The organism is Luteibacter sp. 329MFSha (genome assembly GCF_900111665.1).
Taxonomy (GTDB): Bacteria; Pseudomonadota; Gammaproteobacteria; order Xanthomonadales; family Rhodanobacteraceae; genus Luteibacter.
Genome location: NZ_FOJE01000001.1, coordinates 759,971 through 780,538, shown reverse-complemented (window position 1 = coordinate 780,538; position 20,568 = coordinate 759,971). Strand labels below are relative to the sequence as shown.

19 protein-coding genes are annotated in these 20,568 nt (G+C 68.8%); 4 read left to right on the top strand and 15 right to left on the bottom strand.

The genetic code is table 11. From position 1 onward, the window contains the following. Window positions 1-22: 22 nt before the first annotated feature. The 3 genes from BMW54_RS03425 to BMW54_RS03415 all read right to left on the bottom strand — a co-directional run bounded on the left by BMW54_RS03425 (window position 23) and on the right by BMW54_RS03415 (window position 2,485). A complete protein-coding gene (locus BMW54_RS03425; protein ID WP_090052999.1) occupies window positions 23-304 on the bottom strand; it encodes a hypothetical protein in 282 nt (93 codons plus the stop codon). Window positions 305-394: 90 nt separating this feature from the next. Next, entirely contained in the window at window positions 395-1,285 is an 891-nt protein-coding gene (locus tag BMW54_RS03420) for an NAD(P)-dependent oxidoreductase (RefSeq protein WP_090052997.1), read from the bottom strand. Between the two features lie 24 nt (window positions 1,286-1,309). Beyond that, window positions 1,310-2,485, bottom strand: a complete 1,176-nt coding sequence (locus BMW54_RS03415; RefSeq protein WP_090052996.1) for a BaiN/RdsA family NAD(P)/FAD-dependent oxidoreductase — start codon at window positions 2,483-2,485, stop codon at window positions 1,310-1,312. Window positions 2,486-2,566: 81 nt separating this feature from the next. Between BMW54_RS03415 and BMW54_RS03410 the strand changes: the two genes are divergently transcribed. Then, window positions 2,567-3,049, top strand: coding sequence for a YajQ family cyclic di-GMP-binding protein (locus BMW54_RS03410; RefSeq protein ID WP_090052994.1), 483 nt, complete (start codon window positions 2,567-2,569; stop codon window positions 3,047-3,049). 540 nt (window positions 3,050-3,589) lie between these two features. Here BMW54_RS03410 and BMW54_RS03405 read toward each other — a convergent pair. The 4 genes from BMW54_RS03405 to BMW54_RS03390 all read right to left on the bottom strand — a co-directional run bounded on the left by BMW54_RS03405 (window position 3,590) and on the right by BMW54_RS03390 (window position 11,017). Beyond that, window positions 3,590-6,610 carry a ligand-binding sensor domain-containing protein gene (locus tag BMW54_RS03405; RefSeq protein ID WP_254779036.1) on the bottom strand — a complete coding sequence of 1,007 codons (3,021 nt, stop codon included), beginning with the start codon at window positions 6,608-6,610 and terminating at the stop codon, window positions 3,590-3,592. A gap of 73 nt (window positions 6,611-6,683) precedes the next feature. Then, on the bottom strand, window positions 6,684-8,231 hold the full coding sequence (locus tag BMW54_RS03400) for a putative bifunctional diguanylate cyclase/phosphodiesterase (RefSeq protein ID WP_090052991.1): 1,548 nt from the start codon (window positions 8,229-8,231) through the stop codon (window positions 6,684-6,686). Window positions 8,232-8,526: 295 nt separating this feature from the next. Further along, window positions 8,527-10,581, bottom strand: a complete 2,055-nt coding sequence (locus BMW54_RS03395; RefSeq protein ID WP_090052990.1) for an alpha/beta hydrolase family protein — start codon at window positions 10,579-10,581, stop codon at window positions 8,527-8,529. Window positions 10,582-10,726: 145 nt separating this feature from the next. Beyond that, entirely contained in the window at window positions 10,727-11,017 is a 291-nt protein-coding gene (locus BMW54_RS03390) for a GNAT family N-acetyltransferase (RefSeq protein WP_090052988.1), read from the bottom strand. Between the two features lie 150 nt (window positions 11,018-11,167). Between BMW54_RS03390 and BMW54_RS03385 the strand changes: the two genes are divergently transcribed. From BMW54_RS03385 to BMW54_RS03375, 3 genes are all read left to right on the top strand, one after another. Next, the gene (locus BMW54_RS03385) at window positions 11,168-12,130 is read left to right on the top strand and encodes a CorA family divalent cation transporter (protein WP_139206025.1); all 963 of its coding nucleotides are present in this window, start codon (window positions 11,168-11,170) and stop codon (window positions 12,128-12,130) included. A 2-nt stretch (window positions 12,131-12,132) separates the two neighbouring features. Further along, entirely contained in the window at window positions 12,133-13,062 is a 930-nt protein-coding gene (locus BMW54_RS03380) for an oxygenase MpaB family protein (protein ID WP_090052985.1), read from the top strand. Between the two features lie 236 nt (window positions 13,063-13,298). After that, window positions 13,299-14,357 carry a GGDEF domain-containing protein gene (locus BMW54_RS03375; RefSeq protein WP_090052983.1) on the top strand — a complete coding sequence of 353 codons (1,059 nt, stop codon included), beginning with the start codon at window positions 13,299-13,301 and terminating at the stop codon, window positions 14,355-14,357. An 8-nt stretch (window positions 14,358-14,365) separates the two neighbouring features. On the opposite strand, the gene BMW54_RS03370 is transcribed toward BMW54_RS03375, so the two are convergent. From BMW54_RS03370 to BMW54_RS03335, 8 genes are all read right to left on the bottom strand, one after another. Beyond that, window positions 14,366-14,989 (bottom strand): alpha-ketoglutarate-dependent dioxygenase AlkB, encoded by a 624-nt coding sequence (locus BMW54_RS03370; RefSeq protein WP_090052981.1) that lies wholly within the window; start codon window positions 14,987-14,989, stop codon window positions 14,366-14,368. Window positions 14,990-14,996: 7 nt separating this feature from the next. Continuing rightward, window positions 14,997-15,527, bottom strand: a complete 531-nt coding sequence (gene sodC / locus BMW54_RS03365; RefSeq protein WP_090052979.1) for a superoxide dismutase family protein — start codon at window positions 15,525-15,527, stop codon at window positions 14,997-14,999. A 113-nt stretch (window positions 15,528-15,640) separates the two neighbouring features. Then, window positions 15,641-16,348: a pseudouridine synthase gene (locus BMW54_RS03360; protein WP_090052977.1), complete on the bottom strand. Its 708-nt coding sequence runs from the start codon at window positions 16,346-16,348 to the stop codon at window positions 15,641-15,643. Continuing rightward, entirely contained in the window at window positions 16,345-17,403 is a 1,059-nt protein-coding gene (locus BMW54_RS03355) for a class I SAM-dependent methyltransferase (RefSeq protein ID WP_090052975.1), read from the bottom strand. Before BMW54_RS03355 ends, BMW54_RS03360 begins: the two co-directional genes overlap by 4 nt. Before the next feature lie 71 nt (window positions 17,404-17,474). Next, entirely contained in the window at window positions 17,475-17,699 is a 225-nt protein-coding gene (locus BMW54_RS03350; protein WP_090052974.1) for an RNA-binding S4 domain-containing protein, read from the bottom strand. A 33-nt stretch (window positions 17,700-17,732) separates the two neighbouring features. Further along, entirely contained in the window at window positions 17,733-18,719 is a 987-nt protein-coding gene (locus tag BMW54_RS03345; RefSeq protein WP_090052972.1) for an MBL fold metallo-hydrolase, read from the bottom strand. A 68-nt stretch (window positions 18,720-18,787) separates the two neighbouring features. After that, window positions 18,788-19,204, bottom strand: coding sequence for a ketosteroid isomerase-related protein (locus tag BMW54_RS03340; RefSeq protein WP_090052971.1), 417 nt, complete (start codon window positions 19,202-19,204; stop codon window positions 18,788-18,790). A gap of 8 nt (window positions 19,205-19,212) precedes the next feature. Then, window positions 19,213-20,325, bottom strand: a complete 1,113-nt coding sequence (locus BMW54_RS03335) for an S-(hydroxymethyl)glutathione dehydrogenase/class III alcohol dehydrogenase (protein WP_090052969.1) — start codon at window positions 20,323-20,325, stop codon at window positions 19,213-19,215. Between the last annotated feature and the right edge of the window lie 243 nt (window positions 20,326-20,568).

Below are 20,568 nucleotides of genomic sequence, written 5' to 3'. Positions count from 1 at the left end.
GGCAGAAACGTGTCGCGATCCGTCAGTGCAGGCGGTCGCAGATGGCGCTGACCGTGTCCTGCGAGAAGTGCAGCTTGAGGAGCGCCTCCTTCAGGGCGTCGCGCGTGTTGGCCTCGCTCTCGACCTCTTCGCCCACGCTGCTCGGCGACACGTGCACGAAGGTCTTGCCGTCCTGGTAGGCGCCGCCGTCCTCGTAGTAATTCTGCTTGGTCAGCACCTTGTACGTGCCATCGTTGGACTCGAGCACGGTCAGCGTGCGCTTCTCGTGCTCGCCTTCGTACACCGTCTTCCAGGTTGCCGTCATGTCTTCCACCTTCGTAAGCGCACCCAACGTGCTGGCCCGATTGTGGCGGACCTGGCGGGCTAACGATTGTGAAGGCGTGCGTAAACCGGCTTAACGCTTCGCGTCGTCGAGGCGCGCCCGCGCGGCCGCCACCCGTGCCATGCCCGCCCAGTCGAGGTCGCCGTCGCCCGCGCCAAGCGCCTCCAGCAAGGTGTCGTGCATCACGCTCGCGAAGGGCATGGGGACGCGCTCCGCCTCGGCCGCCGCGCGCGCGAGGCCAATGTCCTTGAACCCCAGGGACATCTTGAATCCCGCCGGCGAGTACTTCTCCTCGGCGATCAGGCCGCCGTAGATGGTGTAGATGGGGGACGCGAACAGCGAACCGCCCATCACCTCGAGGAAGTCCTTCGCGGAGACGCCGTGGGCGCGCGTCAGCGCCGAGGCCTCCGCCATGCTTTCGATGGCCGCGCCGATCAGGAAGTTGCCCCCGATCTTGACGATGTTCGCGCGAACCGGATCGTCGCCCATCGGCCAGACCTTCTGGCCCAGCAGCGCGAGCAGCGGCGAGACCGTCGCCAGGGCCTCCGGCCTGCCAGCGGCGACGATGTTGAGGCCGCCCGCGGCGGCCACGGCGGGACGGCCGAAGACCGGCGCCGCGACGTAACCGAGGCCGCGGTCCGCGTGCGCCGCGACCAGTTCGCGCGCGAGTGCGATGGAAATGGTCGCGTGGTTCACGTGCACGGCACCCTTCGGCAGCGCGTCGAGCGCGCCGCCTTCCAGCAACACGTCGCGCACCGCCGCGTCGTTGGCGAGCATGCTGTGCAGCACCTCGACATTCGCCACCGCCTTCGCGGCGGTGTCCGCCACCGTGGCGCCCTGCTCCGCCAGCGGCGCCGCCGCCTCGGGCGAGCGGTTCCAGACGGTGACCTCGTGGCCGGCCTTGACGAGGTTGCCCGCCATGCCGGCGCCCATGCTGCCCAATCCGATGAATCCGATACGCATCGCTTCGCTCCAGGAGTGTCCGGGTCAGACGGCCAGACCGGCGGCGTTGCCGGAGGCCCAGGCCCATTGAAAGTTGTAACCACCGAGGTGGCCGGTGACGTCGAGAACCTCGCCCACGAAGTACAGCCCCGGCTGTCGACGGGACATCATCGTGGACGACGACACCTCGTCCGTGTCCACGCCGCCCAGCGTCACTTCGGCGGTGCGGTAGCCCTCCGTGCCGCTGGCGACGATCGGCCAGTCGGCGAGTTGCGCGCCAATGTCGTTCAGTTCGGCGTCGCGGTATTGGCGCATCGGGCGGTTGGGTATCCAGACCTCGCAGAGGCGCTCGGCGAGGCGCCGCGGCAGGAGGCCCGAGAGGATGGTCTTCAGTTCCGCCGCGGGGCGCTCCGCGCGGGCGGAACGCAGTGTCTCGCCCGCGTCGGCGCCGGGGAGCAGGTCGACGCGCAGGTCCGTGCCCGGCTCCCAGTACGACGACACCTGCAGGATCGCCGGGCCGCTCACGCCGCGGTGGGTGATCAGCATCGCGTCGCGGAACGCCGCGCCGTTCGCCCGCGCCTCGACGGGCAGCGCCACGCCCGAGAGACCCTCGAAGCGCTCCTGGTGCTTCCCGCTGAGCGTCAGGGGCACGAGGCCCGCGCGTAGCGGCAGCACGGCGTGGCCGAACTGCCGGGCAAGGTCGTAGCCGAAGCCGGAGGCGCCCAGGCTGGGGATCGAGAGACCGCCGGTGGCGACCACCAGCGACGCCGCGCGGACGTGGCCCAGCGGCGTTTCGCCCGAGAAGCCTCCGGCCGACGCCCGCAGGCGGGTGACCGGACAGTTCGTCTCCACGCGGACACCCACGGCGGCGCATTCGTCGAGGAGCATGCGGACGATCTGCTTGGAGGATTCGTCGCAGAACAGCTGACCGGGCGATTTCTCGTGCCAGGCGATGCGATGACGGTCGACCATCGCGATGAAGTCCCACGGCGTGTAACGCGCCAGGGCGGACTTGCAGAAATGCGGATTCGCGGAGAGGAAATTCGCGGGGGTCGTGGCGGTGTTGGTGAAATTGCAGCGTCCGCCGCCGGACATCAGGATCTTCTTGCCGGCGCGGTTGGCATGGTCGACGACGAGCACGCGGCGCCCGCGGCCGCCGGCCACGATGGCCGTCATCAGGCCCGCCGCACCTGCCCCCACGACGAGGACGTCGTATTCCATGCCGCTTATCCGCCGTGCAAACGCACATGATACCGCCCTCGCGTAAACTCGTCCGTCGATCCCATCGACAAGGACCCTCCCATGCCCTCCTTCGACATCGTCTCGGAAGTCGACCAGCACGAACTCACCAATGCCGTCGACCAGGCGAATCGCGAGATTTCCAACCGCTTCGACCTGCGCGGCACCGGCGCGAAGTTCGAGCTGGAGGAGAACGTGATCACGCAGAAGGCGGAGAACGAGTTCCAGCTGACCCAGATGCTGCCGATCCTGCGCGCGCGTCTGGCGGCCCGGAAGATCGACCTGCGCGCGCTCGACGAGGGCAAGGTGGAGACGAACCTGGCCGAGGCGCGGCAGAAGATCACCGTCAAGCAAGGCATCGAGCAGCCGGTCGCGAAGAAGATCATCGCGAAGATCAAGGAGGCCAAGCTGAAGGTCGAGGCCCAGATCAATGGCGAGAAGGTGCGCGTCACGGGCAAGAAGCGCGACGACCTGCAGGACGCGATGGCGCTGCTGCGCAAGTCGGACATCGAGCTGCCGCTGCAGTTCGAGAATTTCCGCGACTGAGAGCCACATGCCGATGAGGCGTGCTCGCCTCCCTTGGGGACCGGGGCGGTAGACCCCGGCGTGCGCCGGGGTGACGGTTGCCGTCATACCGGCGCACGCCGGTATCCACGACCCCGGCGCATAGTTTTCGCGAGACCGGAACGTAACGCCGGAGGTTGTCGCGAAGACCGATCGCCTCGCCGTGGGCACCGGCGTACGCCGGTGCGACGGTTGTCGTCATACCGGCGCACGCCGGTATCCACGTCCCCGGTGCATGGTTTTCGCGAGACCCGGAACGTAACGCCGGAGGTTGTAGCGAAGACCGATCGCCTCGCCGTGGGCACCGGCGTACGCCGGTGCGACGGTTGCCGTCATACCGGCGCACGCCGGTATCCACGTCCCCGGCGCTGGGTTTTTTGAGACCCGGAACGTAACGCCGGAGGTTGTAGCGAAGACCGATCGCCCCGCCGTGGGCACAGGCTTACGCCGGTGCGACGGTTGTCGTCATACCGGCGCACGCCGGTATCCACGTCCCCGGTGCCCGGTTTTAGCGATCGCGCCTCACACCCGGGCGATACGGCTCCGGTTGCGTCCCTCGTTCTTCGCTTGATACAGCGCCTCGTCGGCGCGACCCAGCAGCGAATGCAGCGATTCGGGGGCGCGCCACATGGCGACGCCGGCGCTCACGGTGATGCGGATGCGGTAGTCGCCGTGGACGATCACCATGGCGCCGAGCGCGTGACGCGCGCGTTCGGTGATGTCGAGTGCGTGTTCGGCCAGGGCGCCCGGCAGGCAGAGGATGAATTCCTCGCCGCCGAAACGGCCCGCGAGGTCGTCGGCGCGGCACATCGAGGAGATCACGCGCATCGTCTCGCGGATCACCGTGTCGCCCGCCAGATGGCCGTAGGTGTCGTTCACCGCCTTGAAATCGTCGATGTCGATGAGCACCACGCTGAACGGGATGCCGTCGTTGGCGGCACCCTGGCGAACGCGTTCGGCCTGCTCGAGGAACCGGCGGCGGTTGAGCGAGCCGGTCAGTTCGTCCGTGCCCGCCAGGTGGTCGAGGCGCTCGTTCGCGGTCTTCAGGTCGCGAGTACGCGCATCGACCTGGGCCTGTAGCAGCTCGGCGCGACGGCGCAGGTAGAGCGTGCGCAGCGAGACCAGCCCGAAGAACACGGCGACACCGAGCGCCACGCCGAGGAGCAGCGTCCAGGGACTCTCGTACCAGCGCGGCGTGACGACGACGCGTACCGACGTCTCCACCGTGCGCGCATCGAGGCCGCGCACCGTGGCGCGCAGGCGCAGCGTGTAGGTGCCGCTGGGCAGGTTCGTGTAGATGGCGCTGGGCGGGATGCCGCGCGGTACCGCGTTCCAGGCGTTGTCGGCCTCGTCCATGCGATACGCGTAGTGCGTCTCGAGCGGCGCCCGGAAGTCGAGCAGCGCGAAGTCGACGCGCAGGTTGCGTCCGTCACCCCCGAGCGTGACGGCATCGCCGTCGCCCGGCACCTGGTCGAGTGGCACGGGACGATCGTTGATCGAGACGTGCGTGATGGCGAGGCGCGCCGGACCGGCGACCGGCGCCTCCCAGTAAGGACGGATGACGGTCAGGCCGCCGAGGCCGCCGAACATCAGCTCGCCGCCGGGCGCTTCCGCCGCGGCGCGATGGATGTAGCTGGGAATGCGCAGGCCGTCGCGGATACCGAGATCCGCGACGCGGTGGCTCGCGGCGTCGACCATCGCCACGCCATTGGCCATCGATGCCCACACGCGGTCGTCGTGATCGACGAGGAGCGCGTTGATCTTGGTGTTGGTCAGGCCATCGCGAGCGCCGATGACCCCGAAGCGGAACGGTCCGCGCGGCTTGAAGTCGTCGATGTAGGCGATGCCGCCGAAGGTGCCGAGCCACAGGCGGCCGCGCGAATCGAAGGCCATCGAACCCGTGTAGTCGTGCGGAAGGCTCGACGGATTGGCCGGATCGTGGCGCAGGTTCACGAAGCCCTTCTCTCCGTCGTACGCGATGCTGATGCCGCTGATCGTGGCGAACCACCAGGCGTCGGGCATGCGCACGATGTGCCGCACCTGGTCGCCGACCAGGCTCTTCGGGTCGGCGTCGTCGTGGCGCATCTGCGTCAGCTTGCCCGTGCGCGTCTCGTAGCGGAACAGACCGTCGTAGCCGCCGATGAGCAGGTCGTCGCCGTCGCGCTGCATCGACAGGATCAGCCGCCCGTCGAGGCTCGGGATCATCGAGCTGCGCATCTCGAACGTGTTCGGGTCGATGCGCGATATGCCCTGCGCGCCGGCCCAGATCGAGCCGTCGGGCGCGACCACGAAAGCCTGGACGTCGCGCTCGGCCTGCTCACCGCCCAGTTGCAGGTGGCGCATCGTCCCCTTCGCGAGGTCGAGGACGTCGACGCGGCCCATGCCGAGGCCGAGCCAGACGCGACCACGCGGATCGACGAACACCGCGTGCACGTTGGCGTTGGAGAGCGTGTGCGACTCCAGCGGAGACGGCAGCACCGAGAACACCTTGCGCCCGTTGGGATCGTAGTGCGCGGCGCCGAGTTCGGTGGCCACCCAGATGTTGCCCGAGCTGTCCTGGAAGATGTCGCGCGTGATGTCGCCGGGCAACGACGACGGCATGGCGGCGTCGTGGCTCAGCATGCGCAACTGGCCCGTGACGGAATCGTACGTGACGACGCCCGCGCCGTCGGTCGCGGCCCAGAGCACGCCTTGCGCCGTTTCGTGGAAGGCGCGGACCGTGCGCCGGCGCGCGAGACCGTTCTTGCCGGAGAAGCCGGGCACCAGGTGCCCCTGCCCGCTGGCGTCGATGAAGATCGCACCGGACTGCCCGGTGCCGACCCAGAGGCGTTCGTGGCTACCCTGCAGCAGCGCCCAGACCTGGTCGTGGAGGATCTCGTCGACGGCGGGATCGGTGGAGCGGACGCGGGTGAAACGGCCGCCCGGCTTACGGACGAAGAGCCCGTTGTCCGTGCCCACCCAGAGGTTGCCGGTCTTGTCCTCGCTGACCACGAACGTGCGCGCGACCATGTCCTTCGCGTCGCCGTCCTGCATCGACTCGCGGGTGATTTTTCCCGTGGCGAGGTCCAGCCGGTCGACGCCGCTTTCGGTGGCGATCCAGAAACTGCCCGCCTGCCGGGCCCGCGAGATGGCGAAGATCTTGCCGTTGGAGGTGCCGCCCGGCCCGATCGGATAGACATGGAAACGCATCGACACGGGATCGAAGCGGACCAGCCCGCCCGCATTGGTGCCGATCAGCAGGCCGCCGTCGGGCAGCGGCATCAGCGCGCGTACGTAGGAATCGGGTAGCACCGCGCCGGCGTAGGAGTCGGGCTCCTGGCCGAACACCTGCATGCGGTAGCCGTCGTAGCGGACGAGGCCGCCGAACGTGCCGATCCAGATCAGGCCGCGCGTGTCCTGCACGATCGCCGTCGTGGTCGAGTGCGGCAGGCCGTCCGTGACGCCGACGGTATCGAACCAGGCCGATTCGTAGACCGCCCACGGGTCGACGCCGACCGGCGGCGTCGGCACGGCCGTCTGCGCGGACGCGGTGGCGACGAACACGCAGCACAACCAGCCCAGGAGGGCGACCAGACATGCTCGATGACGCGGAGGACGAGCGGGCCGCGTGAGGCGGTCAGCCGGCATAGGCCACGGTCGGGTCGAGGTACCGCGTGAACGCGTCGGCGGTCATCGGACGAGCGAAGAAATAGCCCTGGCCGATGTCGCAACCGAGGTCGCGCAGCCAATCCGCCTGCGCCTCGGTTTCGACGCCCTCGGCGATGGTGCGCATGTTGAGCTTCTTGGCGAGGCCGACGATGGCCTCGGTGATCTCGCGATCGGCGAGGTTCAGCGTGCTGCCGCGGACGAACGACTGGTCGATCTTGATCGTGCCGACGGGCAGCTCGCGCAGATGGCTCAGGTTCCAGTAGCCGGCGCCGAAGTCGTCGATCAGGAGGTCGAAGCCGTGCGAGCGCAGCTTGACCAGCTGGCGCATGGTTTCTTCCGGCTGACGCATCGCCGTGGATTCCGTGAGCTCGAAGCGGATACGGGTTGGGTCGACGCCATACGAGCGCACCGCGCGATGCAGCGTGTCCACGAACGCGGGCCGGCTGAGCTCGTGCATCGAAAGGTTGATGGCCACGTAGTCGACGACCGTGCCCGAGGCGTCCCATGCCAGCACCTGATTGAGCACCGAGCGCAGCACGTATTCGCCCAGCGCATGGATCAGGCCCGAGCGCTCGGCGATCGCCACGAAGACGGACGGGGGGACATCGCCGCGCGTCGGGTGGTGCCAGCGCGCCAGCGCTTCCACCCCCGCGAGGCTGCCGTCGCGCAGGTTGCGCTTGGGCTGGTACTCGACCGAGAGCTGGCCGGCCTGCAGGGCCTCGCGCAGATCGACCGTAAGGGCGAGCCGCTCGCGCGCCAGCTCCAGCATCCCTTCTTCGTAGAACCGGAAATCGGCCTTGCCGGTTTCCTTCACCGCGTACATCGCCGCGTCGGCGTTGCGGATCAGGGTCGACGCCTGCTGGCCATCCTTCGGGGCGACGGCGACGCCGATGCTCGGGCTGACGGCCACCAGCTGGCCGGAAACGCTTACGGGTTTCGAGACCAGATCGAGTACCTTCCGGCAGACCCGGACCAGGTTCTCGATGCCGCCGTACGCCTGCACGACCACGACGAACTCGTCGCCGCCGAAGCGGGAGACGGTGTCGCGCGCCCGCACGCTGCTGCGCAGCGACGACGCGACGGCACGCAGGAAGACGTCGCCGGCCTCGTGGCCGAGCGTGTCGTTGATCGACTTGAAGCCGTCCAGATCGATGAACATCACGGCCAGCGAGTCGCCGTCGGGCGACGCCAGCGCCTGCTCGAGTTCGCGCATGATGAACGCGCGGTTGGGCAGACCCGTCAGGGTGTCGTGGTAGGCATGGAAGGCCAGCGCGCGGCTGGCCTGCTCGCGAGGATCCTCGAGGCGGGCATGCAGGCGGCGGCGCTGCCCGAGCAGCCAGCCGATGGCGATGGCCGCCAGGGCGCAGACGGCCATCAGGGCGAGGAGCCAGCCCAGCCCGGCGCCACCCGTGCTGAAGGGCGTGCAGGCCGACCCGCCGCCGGCCCCGAACAGGGACCCGCGCGCGCAATTCGATGCGGCGATGAAGCCGCTCTCGACGCTACGATGTGTCAGCACGCCACGCTCCGGCCCGGATCACGGGACACGTCGCCGACCGGCGCGCACGGCGACCGACCCGCGGATTCTACGAAATGCCCAAGGGCGACACCGGCGGGCCTGCGATCGGCCCGGACGCTATGCCACTTGTCCCCAGGATTATCGGCCATCACCGCCCTCGACTTTAGGTCATGCGACGAATTCCGCTGGCGTCTTCACATTTCATGAGACGCCGTCTCCCGTCCCGCATGATGCTGCGTCCGCGAAAAAACGCAATGCGCCGGTCCCGGAACGGCGACCGGCCGGGCCGCGTCCTTCAGGGTGCGGGCGCCGCGAGGTAGCGATCGAACCAGGCCAGGGCCCGGGCGAGGACGTCGCGGCGGCTGGCATCGCGGGCGAATCCGTGGCCCTCGCCGGGGTACACCACGAGCGAGGTGGGCACACCCTGGGCCCGCAGCGCGTGCCAGAACTCGAACGACTGCGGCGCCGGGGTCTCGGCGTCGCGCTCGCCGACCACGACGAGGGTCGGCGTCCTGACCTGCTTGATGAAGTTGATCGCCGAACTCTTGGCGTAGACGGCCGGATCGTCGTAGACCGACGCACCGAAATAAGGCTTCATCCACTGGTCGATCAGGTTCTGGCCGTAATAGCTCTGCCAGTTGGAGATGCCGGCGCCGGCCACCGCGGCGCGGAAGCGCTGCGTCTGGGTGACGCCGAACATCGTCATGAAGCCGCCGTAGCTCCAGCCGGTGAGGCCAAGACGGCGGTCGTCGACCGGGTGGTTCTTCTCGATGGCGTCGACGCCGGCCAGCACGTCGCGCAGGTCGCCATAGCCGAAATCCTTGCGATTGGCCTGCACGAAGGCCTCGCCCTCCCCGTAGCTGCCACGCGGGTTGGGCATGAAGACGAAATACCCCAGCGCCGACAGCGGGGCGCCGCCGTAACCGACGCCCGGCCAGCGCGGGGTCACCGCCGCCGCGGGGCCACCGTGGATCGAGACAATCATCCCGTAGCGCTTCTTCGGATCGTAGTTGGCGGGATACAGCAGCCAGCCCTGGACGTCCTGCCCCTCGCTCTTCCACGCGATCGACTCGGCCTTGCCCCACGAGGGCTTCAGGCCGGCGTTGAACGTCGTGACGGCGACCGGGGCCGCCTGGCCCGACAGGTCGGCGACCTGTACCTCGTTCGCCTTGTCGAACGAACTGGCGGCGAACGCCGCCTTCGCCCCGTCGGCGCTCAACGAGAGCGACATCGACAGCCGGCCATCGCCGATCGTCATGGGCACCTCGAACAGCGTCGTGGCTGTCGCGTCGCCGCTCGCCGGCAGCTCGTAACGCGAGACCCGGCTGGCGCCCGCCGCGTGTTCCCCGACGATCAGGCGATCCGCCGCCGTCCAGGCGAGCCACGCCGGCGTCGTCCGGATGCCCGGCGTGACGTCGACCGGCGCGGCGCCACCGGCGGCAGGTACCGTCCAGATGTCGCCACCGGTGGAGCCCTGATCGCTCATCAGGCCACCGATGAACGCGATGCGGGACCCATCCGGCGAGAAGCGCGGCACCGCGACCTGCAGGTTCTTCAGAGGACCGGTCAACGTCGTGGTGTCGACGATCGCCGTCGGCTTACCGTTGGCCGTCGCCGGCTGGACGTACAGTTTCGCGATCCACCAGTTGTTGTCTCCGGGCGGCTCGGCGGCGACATAGGCGATCCGCCCGCCATCGCCCGAGAAGGCGAATTCGTAGACATGCAGACCGGCCGGCGTCAGCGTGCGCAAGGCCCCGCCGCCGACGTCGACCGTGGCCACCTGCTGGACCTCGATGCCTTCGACGCCGATCTCGCCCAGCTGCGGCTTCGCCGCGGCGGTGGCGCTCGCGCGTCGGGTCGCGTTCGGCACGTAGAGGAACCCGAGCGCCTTGCCGTCCGGACGCCACTCGACCCCGTCGACGTAGCCCGTGAGGTGCGTGATGCGCTGCGGAGGTGCCTTGCCGGCGATGTCGGCGACATGGATGTCGTTCTGCCTGCCCTCTTCCACGCCGGGCGCCTTGCCGGCGCAGTCGGAGAGGAACGCGAGGTGCCGCGAATCCGGCGCCCAGGTGGCCCCTGTCTCGCTGCAGCCCTTGCTGGCCGTGACACGACGGGCGTTGCGTCCATCGGCGTCGGCCACTTCGAGCACGGGCTTGCCGTTGGTCTTCACCGTCCAGGCGAGGTGCTTCGCGTCGGGCGAGAGGGAGACGGAGGCGATGCTGCGAACCTTGCCGAGCGATTCGAGGATCGCGGCGATCCGCAGGTCATCCCCGGTCTTCGCCGGTGTGTCGGCCTGGGCCACGCCCGCGCATGCCAGCGCGACGGCGACGACGATCCACTTGGTACGCATCGATGGGTCCCGGTCTCTGATCGAAACCCAAAACCTAACACGTACCTGAATGGCGTCGCGAGCACCGGTCGCCCGGCCGGCGGGTGGGAGCCGATCGCATCGGCGATCCCGCGCAGCGGGCCGAGGGCGTGTGACGCAGGAATGCTCAGGCCAGCAAATGCGCGTACTCGGGATTGCGCCGGAACCACGTCGCGGCATAGCTGCACGCGGGCGTGATCTTCCAGTGCTTCGCCTCGGCGGTCTGCACCGCGAACTTCGTCAGCAGCGCGGCGATACCGCGGCCCCCGACCGGCGAGGGAACGCCCGTATGGGTGATCACCATCGTCTTGTCCTGCAGCCGGTACTCCACCTCGCAGTCGTAGCCATCGACGACGGCCCTGAACACCTGGTTCGCCTCGTCGTGGATGATTTCCAGCGGTTTGGCCACGTCGCTCATCGTTCTCTCCGGCATGGGGTCATGTGCCAAGCATGCGCGTCTCCGGCGGCCGATGCCATCCACGTGGCGCAAACGCCGCGGGCGTAAACTGCCGTACGTTCCGGCCTCGCGGCCGGTGATTTCCTGCGAATCGCGAGGCCACGAGCGCACGTGCTGACCATCCACGAGCAAGGACACAGCGGACCGCCCGCCACCTGGAAGCCCGGCATGGGGCGTCCGGACAAGCCGATCTGGATCGACCTGTTCGATCCTTCACAGGAAGAGCGTGCCTGCGCCGCGGAGATCACCGGCCTCCGCATCCCGGAGCGCGGCGACGTGGACAACCTCGCGCTGTCGAGCCGCATCCGCACCGACGACGACGCGATGTACCTGTCCATCCCCTATTTCGCGGACAGCGCGAACGGACACAAGGCGGCGCCGGTCGGCATCGTGGTGACGGACCGCGTGCTGATGACGCTGCGCTTCGCGCCCTCCCCCGCCTTCGATCTCGCGAACGAAAGCTGCAACGTGCACCGCTGGGAATCCAGCGCGGACGTCCTGGCGACGCTCATCGAAGCCATCGTGAACCTCGCCGCCAAGCGGATGGAAGACGTCTCGGCCGACCTGAAGAAGCTTTCCGACCGCATCTTCACCCGCGAACGCATCGGCACGCCGGCGCTGCGCAACTGCATGCTCGAGGTCGGCCGCCTCGAGGGCGAGCAGGCGCGCAACCGCTCGTCGATGCTGGGCGTGCAGCGCATCGTCTCGTTCGTGCGCGCGAAGAAACCCGACTGGATGCCGGACGAGGTGGAGCTGCGGCTGCGCGTCGTCGACCACGACCTGCGCACGCTCGACGAGTTCGACGACCAGCTGACGAACAAGCTGCAGTTCCTGCTCGACGCCAGCCTGGGCTTCATCAGCACCGACCAGAACCACGTGATGAAGGTGCTCACCGTCACCTCGGTGGCGACGATTCCTCCCGTGATCCTCGCGGGCATCTGGGGCATGAACTTCAAACGGATGCCCGAGCTCGACTGGACGTTCGGCTACCCGCTCGCGCTCGGCGCCATCGCGCTGAGCATCCTGCTGCCCGTGCTGTTCTTCAAATGGCGGGGCTGGCTGTCGGGCGACTGATCATGGGAGCGTTCGGCCATCTCCTGCGACCGGCCGCGGGCCCCATCCGCCGCTGGGTGCTATCGGCGTTCCCGCGTCCGCAGACCGGCGCCATCGACTACGACCATCCCGCGGGCGATCCCGGCCTGTTCGGTCCCTCCAGCGTCACCTGGCGCGTGCATGCCGACTTCTGCGGCATGCTGGCGGGCGGCCTGTGCGCGCTCTACCTGCAGACGCTGCATCCGCGTGCGCTGGCCGGCGTCTGGGATCACTCCAACTTCCGCGAGGACCTCGTCGGCCGGCTGCGACGGACCACCGCCTTCGTCGGCGGCACCACGTATGCCCCCACGGCGGCCGCGCAAGAGATGATCGAGCACGTGCGGCGCATCCACGCGCGGGTCCGCGGCAGCGACGAAGCCGGCGTGCCCTATGCCGCCGACGACCCCGACCTGCTCACCTGGGTCCACGTCAGCGAGATGTCGAGCTTCCTCGCGGGATATCGGGCGTATGGCCCGCTGGACGTCCCCGCCCGGATCGCCGATGCGTATCTGGACGAGACGCGCCGCGTGGCCGAGGCACTCGGCGCGCGCGACGTGCCGGGTTCCGTGGCGGCGTTGGACGCGTACATCGACCATGTCCGGCCGACGCTCGTCTACGGCGAACGCTCGCGCGTCGTGCTCGAGATCCTGGCGCGCCTCGACCTGCCGGTACCCTTGGCGGGGCTTTCCCGCGACGTCTTCCTCCATGCCGGCGCCGCGTTGCTTCCGCCCTGGGCGAACGAGCTTCTCGGCCGGTCGGAGCAAGACCTCCGCAAGGCGCGGCTGGCATCGGCGGCGCTACGCCGCATGGCGCCCCTGTTCCGCGCCGCGCTCACCGAAGGCGTCGCCTCGCGCTCGTGCCGCAGGGTCGGCGTCGATCCCGGGATTCTCGACCGCTGGCCGACCACCCCCTAACGCACTCCTTCACGTTTGTTAAGACCAACGACTGCGACGTCCTTCACATTTCCTTACATCCAGCCCGCTTTTCCCCTAAAGTTCCCGGCTGGACCGCCGTAATTACTTACTGGGGACATGCCAGTCGGGGTTCGGCAGACATGCACACCGGGGCGCGATCCGGCCCGACTTCGGGGGAGGTGGTAAGTGCGAATCCATAAGGTCAGTCACATCGTCGGCATGGGGACGCTCCCGACATGAGAGCACCCTGGCATGCCCTTGCCGGCGTGATGCCGGAGTCGCGCCTGCTCGCGTCCGTGGCGGAGTTCACGCACCACCGGGACATCGACGCGCTGGACCATAGCGTGGTGCTCTCGCTCGCCGAACTCGTCTCCGTCAACAGCGTCACGTTGTGCAAGCGCGGCGACAGCATGAACCATCCCGTCGAGTCGATCGTAGTGTGCTCGCGCAAGCCGGACGGCGCGTTCGTCGTCGAGGCGATCGATCCCATCCGCGAGGGCGATCCCATCGACACCATCGTGTGCGCGATGGAGATGCTCGAGGCGATCAGCGACGTCACCGACGACGGCATCAGCCGCCTCGTCATACCGATCCAGCGCGACAACGCGGCCATCGGCGCGCTGATGCTCGAATCCGAAGATGCGCTCGACCACGTCCGCACGATGGTCGAAGGGTTCGCGCGCATCTACGGCAACTACATCGCCCTGCTCAACGACAGCGAGCGCGACAAGCTCACCGGCCTGTACAACCGCCGCAGTTTCGAGCAGCGCCTGCAGCGACTGCTGAAGCTCCAGCGGCAGCGCGCGCGGGGCCCATCCGACGACGGCGTGCCGGGCGACCGCGTGTCGCAGCTCTACCTCGCCATCCTCGACATCGACCACTTCAAGCGCATCAACGACACCTACGGCCACGTGTACGGGGACGAGGTGATCCTGATGCTCGCGCAGCAGATGCGCGCGTGCTTCCGCTCCAGCGACGTGCTGTTCCGCTTCGGCGGCGAGGAGTTCGTCGTGCTGCTCGCCGCGCAGGACGACGCCGAGGTTCACGACGTACTGGACCGCTTCCGGACGTTCGTCGGCGCCCACGCCTATCCGCAGGTCGGACACGTGACCGTCAGCGTGGGCTATGCGCGCATCACGGAGCACGACTACCCGGAGATCGTGCTCGACCGTGCGGACAAGGCGCTGTACTTCGCCAAGCAGCACGGTCGCGACAGCGTGCACGGATACGAGACGCTCGCGGCGCTCGGCGAACTGAGCGCTCCAGTGGCGCTGGGCAGCATCGACCTGTTCTGAGCACGCCCTCAGGCGGGTTGGCGATGCGTCACGTAGCGGCGCCCGCCGGCCTTGCCGCCCGGGCGGACGCGGAAGGCCAGGCTGATCCGTGGCCCGACCGTCGTCCGCGTCTTCGGGATGCCGTGGTCGTAGTGGAACTGCGTGGCGTAACTCATCGTCAGCAGGCTGCCGGCTTCCATGTCGAGGTCGAAACGCCGCTTCGGCGGCTCGCGCTCGCGCAGGGTCATGCGGCGCGTGGCGCCGAGCGACAGCAGCGCGATCGGCGCGCCCTCGACCAGCTCCTCGATGTGATCGTTGTGCGGCGCCACGCTGTCCTGTCCGTCGCGATACAGGTTCAGCCCGACCGACGTGTACGCGATGCCGCTGCGCGCGATGACGATGGCGGCGGCTTCCGCGATCGCCGAAGGAAGGCCCGCCTCGTCCAGCGCGTAATGCTGCACCAGACGCGGCACGGCGACGTCCCGTCCGTACATGGTCCGGCGCTGCGCCTCCCAGGGAATCTCCGCCTGCAACGACGCGAACCAGTCCGCGGCCTGCCCGGGCGGGACGACGCCGGGCTCGTACGCGAACCGCCCGTGCTCGTCGTCGACGATCACGAGCGGTCCGGAGGCGAACAGCCCACCTTGCGACATGGCTTCCTTACTTGACGACGCCGCAGGCGATGCGGGCACCGCCGCCGCCGAGGGCTTCGGGCTTGTCGGAGTAATTGTCGCCGCCCGCGTGGATCATCAGCGCGTGGCCCTTGAGCGTGGCGAGCGACTTCAGGTTCGGCGCGGTGACGGCCGTGGTGTCCGTGCCGTCGGCACCCACGGTGATCTTCGGCAGGTCGCCCTCATGGCCGGCCGTCGAATCCGGGCCTTCGTGCTTGCCCGTCTTGTTCGGGTCGTAATGGCCGCCGGCGGCGAGCGCCGCGCCCTTCTTGCCGTCCTTCTCGCCCGGAGCGCAGCTCGGCTTCTCGTGCAGGTGGAAGCCATGCTCACCGGGCGGCAGGCCCTTCAGGTCGGGCGTGAAGACGAGGCCACCGGCGCTCTCGGTCACGGTGACCTTGCCGACCGAGGCGCCCGCACCGTCGGCGGTGACGAGGGTCAGGGGCACGACCACGCTCTTCTCGGCGGCCTGGGCGGCGACGCAGACCACGAGCCCGGCCAGGGCGACGGCGATTCGTTTCATCTTGCACACTCCTTGGGGTCGAAAGACTTCCCGATACTGCATCGGGTGTGCACGACGCGTCCATAACAAAAGCGGCGCACGGTGCGGAAGCGCGCGCCCTGTCGATGCGCGACTCAGCCGGGCGGCTGGAAGATGCGGGCCGTGTCGTCGGCGTCGAGCAGGCGCCACTCGCCTGGCGGGAGGCCGTCGAGGGACAGACCGCCCACCGCCACGCGCTCGAGGGTCTCCACGTGGTTGCCGACCGCGGCGAACATGCGGCGGACCTGATGATAGCGACCCTCTGTGAGCGTCAGGCGCGCGCGGCGCGGGCCGAGCACGTCGAGGCGCGCGGGCTCCAGCGGATCCGTCTCGCCGTCGAGCATCAGCGTGCCGGCGGCGAACGTCGCGCCTTCGTCGCCGCGCAGGTCGTTCGCGAGCGTCGCCTCATAGACCTTCGACACCGAGGCCTTCGGCGAGATGATCCGGTGCAGGAGCTGGCCGTCGTCGGTGAACAGCAGGAGGCCGGAGGTATCGCGGTCGAGGCGTCCCACGGTCGAGAGCACCGGATTGCGCGCGGAAAAACGCGGCGGCAGGAGTTCGTACACCAGCCGGCCGGCGTCCTTGCGCGAGCACGTGTAGCCCACGGGCTTGTGCAGCATCAGGAGCATGCCCTGCGGCGGATCGAGCGGCGTGCCGTCGACGCGCACGTCGGCATGCTCCCGCTTGTCGTCGGCATAAAGCACCTCGCCGGTGGCGTCGGTGACCGCGCCTTCGCGGAACATGTCCGCGACCTGACGACGGCTGCCATAGCCGAGGTTCGCGAGGAGGCGTACGAGTTTCATCGGCGGGGTCCCCTTGCTTCGACGACCTTGAAGCCGTCCTTTTCGATCACCGTGCGCACGCTGGCGAAGCACGCGTCGAGCGTCGCTTCATAGGCGAGATGACGATTGGCCACCATCCAGAACCGGCCGCGCGCCGTAAGTCCCTTCGCGGCGGCGGCGATGAACGCGCGGCCGAGTGCCGGATCGTCGGCGCGTCCCTGGTGGAACGGTGGATTGGAGACGATCACGTCGTAGCCCGCGTCGATGCCCTGCGTCACGTCGTGCCAGCGCACCGATGTCGCGATGTCCCGGCCCGTCCTCGCGACCGACGCCGCGATGTTCGTGCGTGCCGGCCCGAGGGCACGCGCTTCGGCCTCGTAGAGATCGACCGCGGCGATGCCGGCGCAGCGTTCGACGAGCGTGCATGCGAGGTAGCCGAATCCTGCGCCGAGGTCCGCCGCCCTGCCGGCGAGATCGTCCGGCAGTACGCTCGTCAGGAGCGCCGAGGCGCGATCGACGCGGTCCCAGGCGAACAGGCCGCGGCGACCGACGAAGCGACCGCCGTCGATCGGCAACGGCTCGTCCAGCGCCAGCCAGCGCTCGAGCAGCGTCGGATCGGGCGTCGCGCCGGGCCGCGTCCAGAACACGCGGCACTTGTGCTTGGAGAGATTCGACACGCCGCCGGCCAGCAGGGCGAGGTCGGCTTCGGCCGTCTTCGCGCCTTCGGCGTTCGGCACGCTGGCGACGACGATGCCCTTCGAATCGACGTGCGCCATCGCCTGCGCGAACAACGCGCGCGACTCCTCGCGCTGCCGCGTGGGCAGCACCAACACGAGGCGGAAGCGGCCCTCGGGGATCTCCGCCGTGGTGGTGAAGCCCGAGCGCTCGAGCGCATCCGCCGCCGGCAGGAACGACTGCTGCAGCGTCCATCCCGGGCGTCGCGCTTCGCGCAAGGCGAAGCCGTCGCGCGCGCGCAGGATCAGCACGCCGCCGTCCGCCGGCCAGGCGAGGTCGCCGGTGGCGAACGGCACGAACAGCGCGTTGAGCGCGTCATCGGAAGCGGTACCGGCGGACAACGCGGCGAACCTCTGGGTATCGGTGAGCCGGCTATTCTAGCGAAACCATCGCGGACGAACCGCCGCGCCGATCAATCCTGCTCGGGCAGCACGCTGATTTCCTCGTCGCCGATCGTGACCACCTGCCCCGCTCGCACCTTGTACGTCTTGCGCAGCTCGACGGCGCCGTCGACGGAAACCAGGCCGTCGGCGACCAGGTGCTTGCCCTCGCCGCCGCTCGACGCGATGCCGGTGAGCTTCAGCAGCAGGTTCAGCTCGACGTAGTCGCCCTCGAGGCGGAATTCATGGAACGGCATGGGCGGGGAAACCGGAGGAGAGGAAGGGCGTCATTAGAGCGCAATTCGGCCGCCGATGTTGAGCAGCAGGAATTCGTCGCGCGACATGCCCGCCGCGTCCAGCGCCCCGCCGAGCAACCGCGGCGGCTCGTCCAGCGCGTCGTCGGCCAGCTCGAAGGCACCCCAGTGGATCGCGATGGAGCGGCGGACGCCGACCTCGCGATGCAGCTGCACGGCCTCCGCCGGGTCGACGTGCTGCGCGCGCATGAACCAGCGCGGCGCGTAGGCCCCGATCGGCACCGCGGCGAGGTCGATGGGTCCCATGCGCTCGCCGATCTCGGCGAGCCGTTCCGAGTAGCCGGTGTCGCCAGCGAACCAGAAGCGGAACCCGTCACACGCCATTACCCAACCGCCCCATAGCGAACGGTTGCGGTTCCACAGCGTGCGCGCGCTCCAGTGACGCGCCGGAACGAACGTGAACGTCGCGCCGCCGACGTCCGTGCTGTCCCACCAGTCGAGTTCCCGGACGTTCTCGATGCCGCGCCGCGCGAACCAGCGTTTCAGGCCGAGCGGCACGAGGAACAGCGCCCGCGGGAAGCGGCGGGCCAGCGCTCGCACGGTCGCGGCGTCGAGGTGATCGTAGTGATTGTGCGAAATCGCCACGACGTCGATCGGGGGCAGCCCCGCCACGTCCACGGGTGCCGCGGTCCGCCGCAGGGGGCCCGCGAACGACAGCGGGGAGGCGCGACGGCCGAGGACGGGATCGGTCAGCACCGTGACACCGCCGTGGCGCACGAGCATCGTGGCATGGCCGAGCCACCAGGCCGCGTCGCCCGCGCCGTCGAACGTGGCGCGTTGCCACCAGCGACGCGAGAACGCCTCGTAGCCCTCCTCGGGCGCACGGGGGAGGCGCTGCTCCTTGCGCTCGCGCCGCCAGCGCTGGAGATCCCCCTGCCCCCGCGTCTCCGGCTCGGGGTTACGGAACCCTTCCGGTGTGTGATGCGGCTTCGACGGGTCGTAGTACGGGTTGGTCCAGGCCATGCGACGCCTTTGCGGATGACGGGTCGGAAGCATGAGACCTGCGGCCCGCCATCCCGGCGTTCAAGGCGTCAGTCCACTTCGACGCGACGCACCTGCGCCAGCCAGTCCTCGAGGTTGTAGTAGTTGCTGATGCGCGTGATGCGACCGCCGGCCACGTCGAAGAACGCGCCACCCGGCAACACGTACGACTGCCCCTGGGCGAGCGGGAGGCCCTCGTCGGTGGCCTTGTACTCGCCGTGCACGACGTACTCGGCGGCGGCGCGGGTGCCGTCCGCGTTCGCCATGACGACGATGTTCCTCAGCTGCTCGCTGTAGCTCACGTTCATGCGCTGCAGGAAAGCGCCGAAGCGGTCGCGACCGGTTTCCCGGCCGCCCTGGTTGATGTCGTGCGCCACGTGCTCGTCGAGCAGCGCCAGCATGCCCGCCCAGTCGCCGCGGTTGAAGGCGTCGTAGTAGCGGCGGATCAGGTCGATCGTTTCGTTCATCGAAGGGCTCAATAGATGATGACGGAGCGGATGGCCTTGCCCTCGTGCATGAGGTCGAAGGCGCGGTTGATGTCGTCCAGCCCCATCGTATACGTGATCATCGGGTCGATCTTGATCTCGCCACCCATGTAGCGGTCGACGTAGCCGGGCAGTTCGCTGCGGCCCTTCACGCCGCCGAAGGCCGAACCGCGCCAGACGCGGCCCGTCACCAGCTGGAACGGACGAGTGCGGATCTCCTGTCCCGCGCCGGCCACGCCGATGATGATCGACTCGCCCCAGCCCTTGTGGCAGCACTCGAGCGCGGCGCGCATCACGTCCACGTTGCCGATGCACTCGAACGAGTAGTCGACGCCGCCATCCGTGAGGTCGACAATGACCTGCTGGATCGGGGTGTCCGGGTAATCGCGCGGGTTCACGAAGTCGGTCGCGCCGAGCATCTTCGCCATCTCGAACTTGGACGGGTTGGTGTCCACGACGATGATGCGCGAGGCCTTCGCCATCACGGCGCCCTGCACCACGGACAGGCCGATGCCGCCCATGCCGAAGACGGCGACCGTCGAACCCGGCTCGACCTTCGCGGTATTGAGCACGGCGCCGATGCCGGTCGTGATACCGCAGCCCAGCAGGCAGACCTTGTCCAGCGGGGCCGCCTTGTCGATCTTCGCCAGCGAAATCTCCGGAAGCACGGTGTATTCGCTGAAGGTGCTGGTTCCCATGTAATGCAGGAGCTGCCGGCCGCCCTGCGAGAACCGGGACGTCCCGTCCGGCATCAGGCCCTTGCCCTGGGTCACGCGGATCTTCTGGCACAGGTTGGTCTTGCCCGAGCGGCAGAAGCTGCACTCGCCGCACTCGGGCGTGTACAGCGGAATGACGTGATCGCCCGGCTTCAGCGTGGTGACGCCCTCGCCCACCTCCTCGACGATGCCGCCGCCCTCGTGCCCGAGGATGACCGGGAACGCGCCCTCCGGGTCGGCGCCCGACAGCGTGAACAGGTCGGTATGGCACACGCCGGTCGCGACGATGCGGACCAGCACCTCGCCAGCCTTGGGTCCCTGGACGTCGATCTCCTCGATCGACAGCGGCTTTCCGGCTTCCCAGGCGACGGCGGCACGAGACTTCATGGTGGTTTTCCCTTGGACGATAGGTATGGCGATGCCGGTTCGCGGACCGGCCGGACCGCCGATTCTAGCCACCCGCGCCCATGGGGCGAAGGGCCCATACGGCCGCGCATTGGCGAAACCGACCCAGCTGAGTTAAACTAGGGTTAACGGATACCCCCCAAGCGGCGAACGAAAGCCCACGGTAAGGATCCGATCGAGGACACCGATCACGCCGATCGGGAATTTCTTTGAACCTTTTGCTTA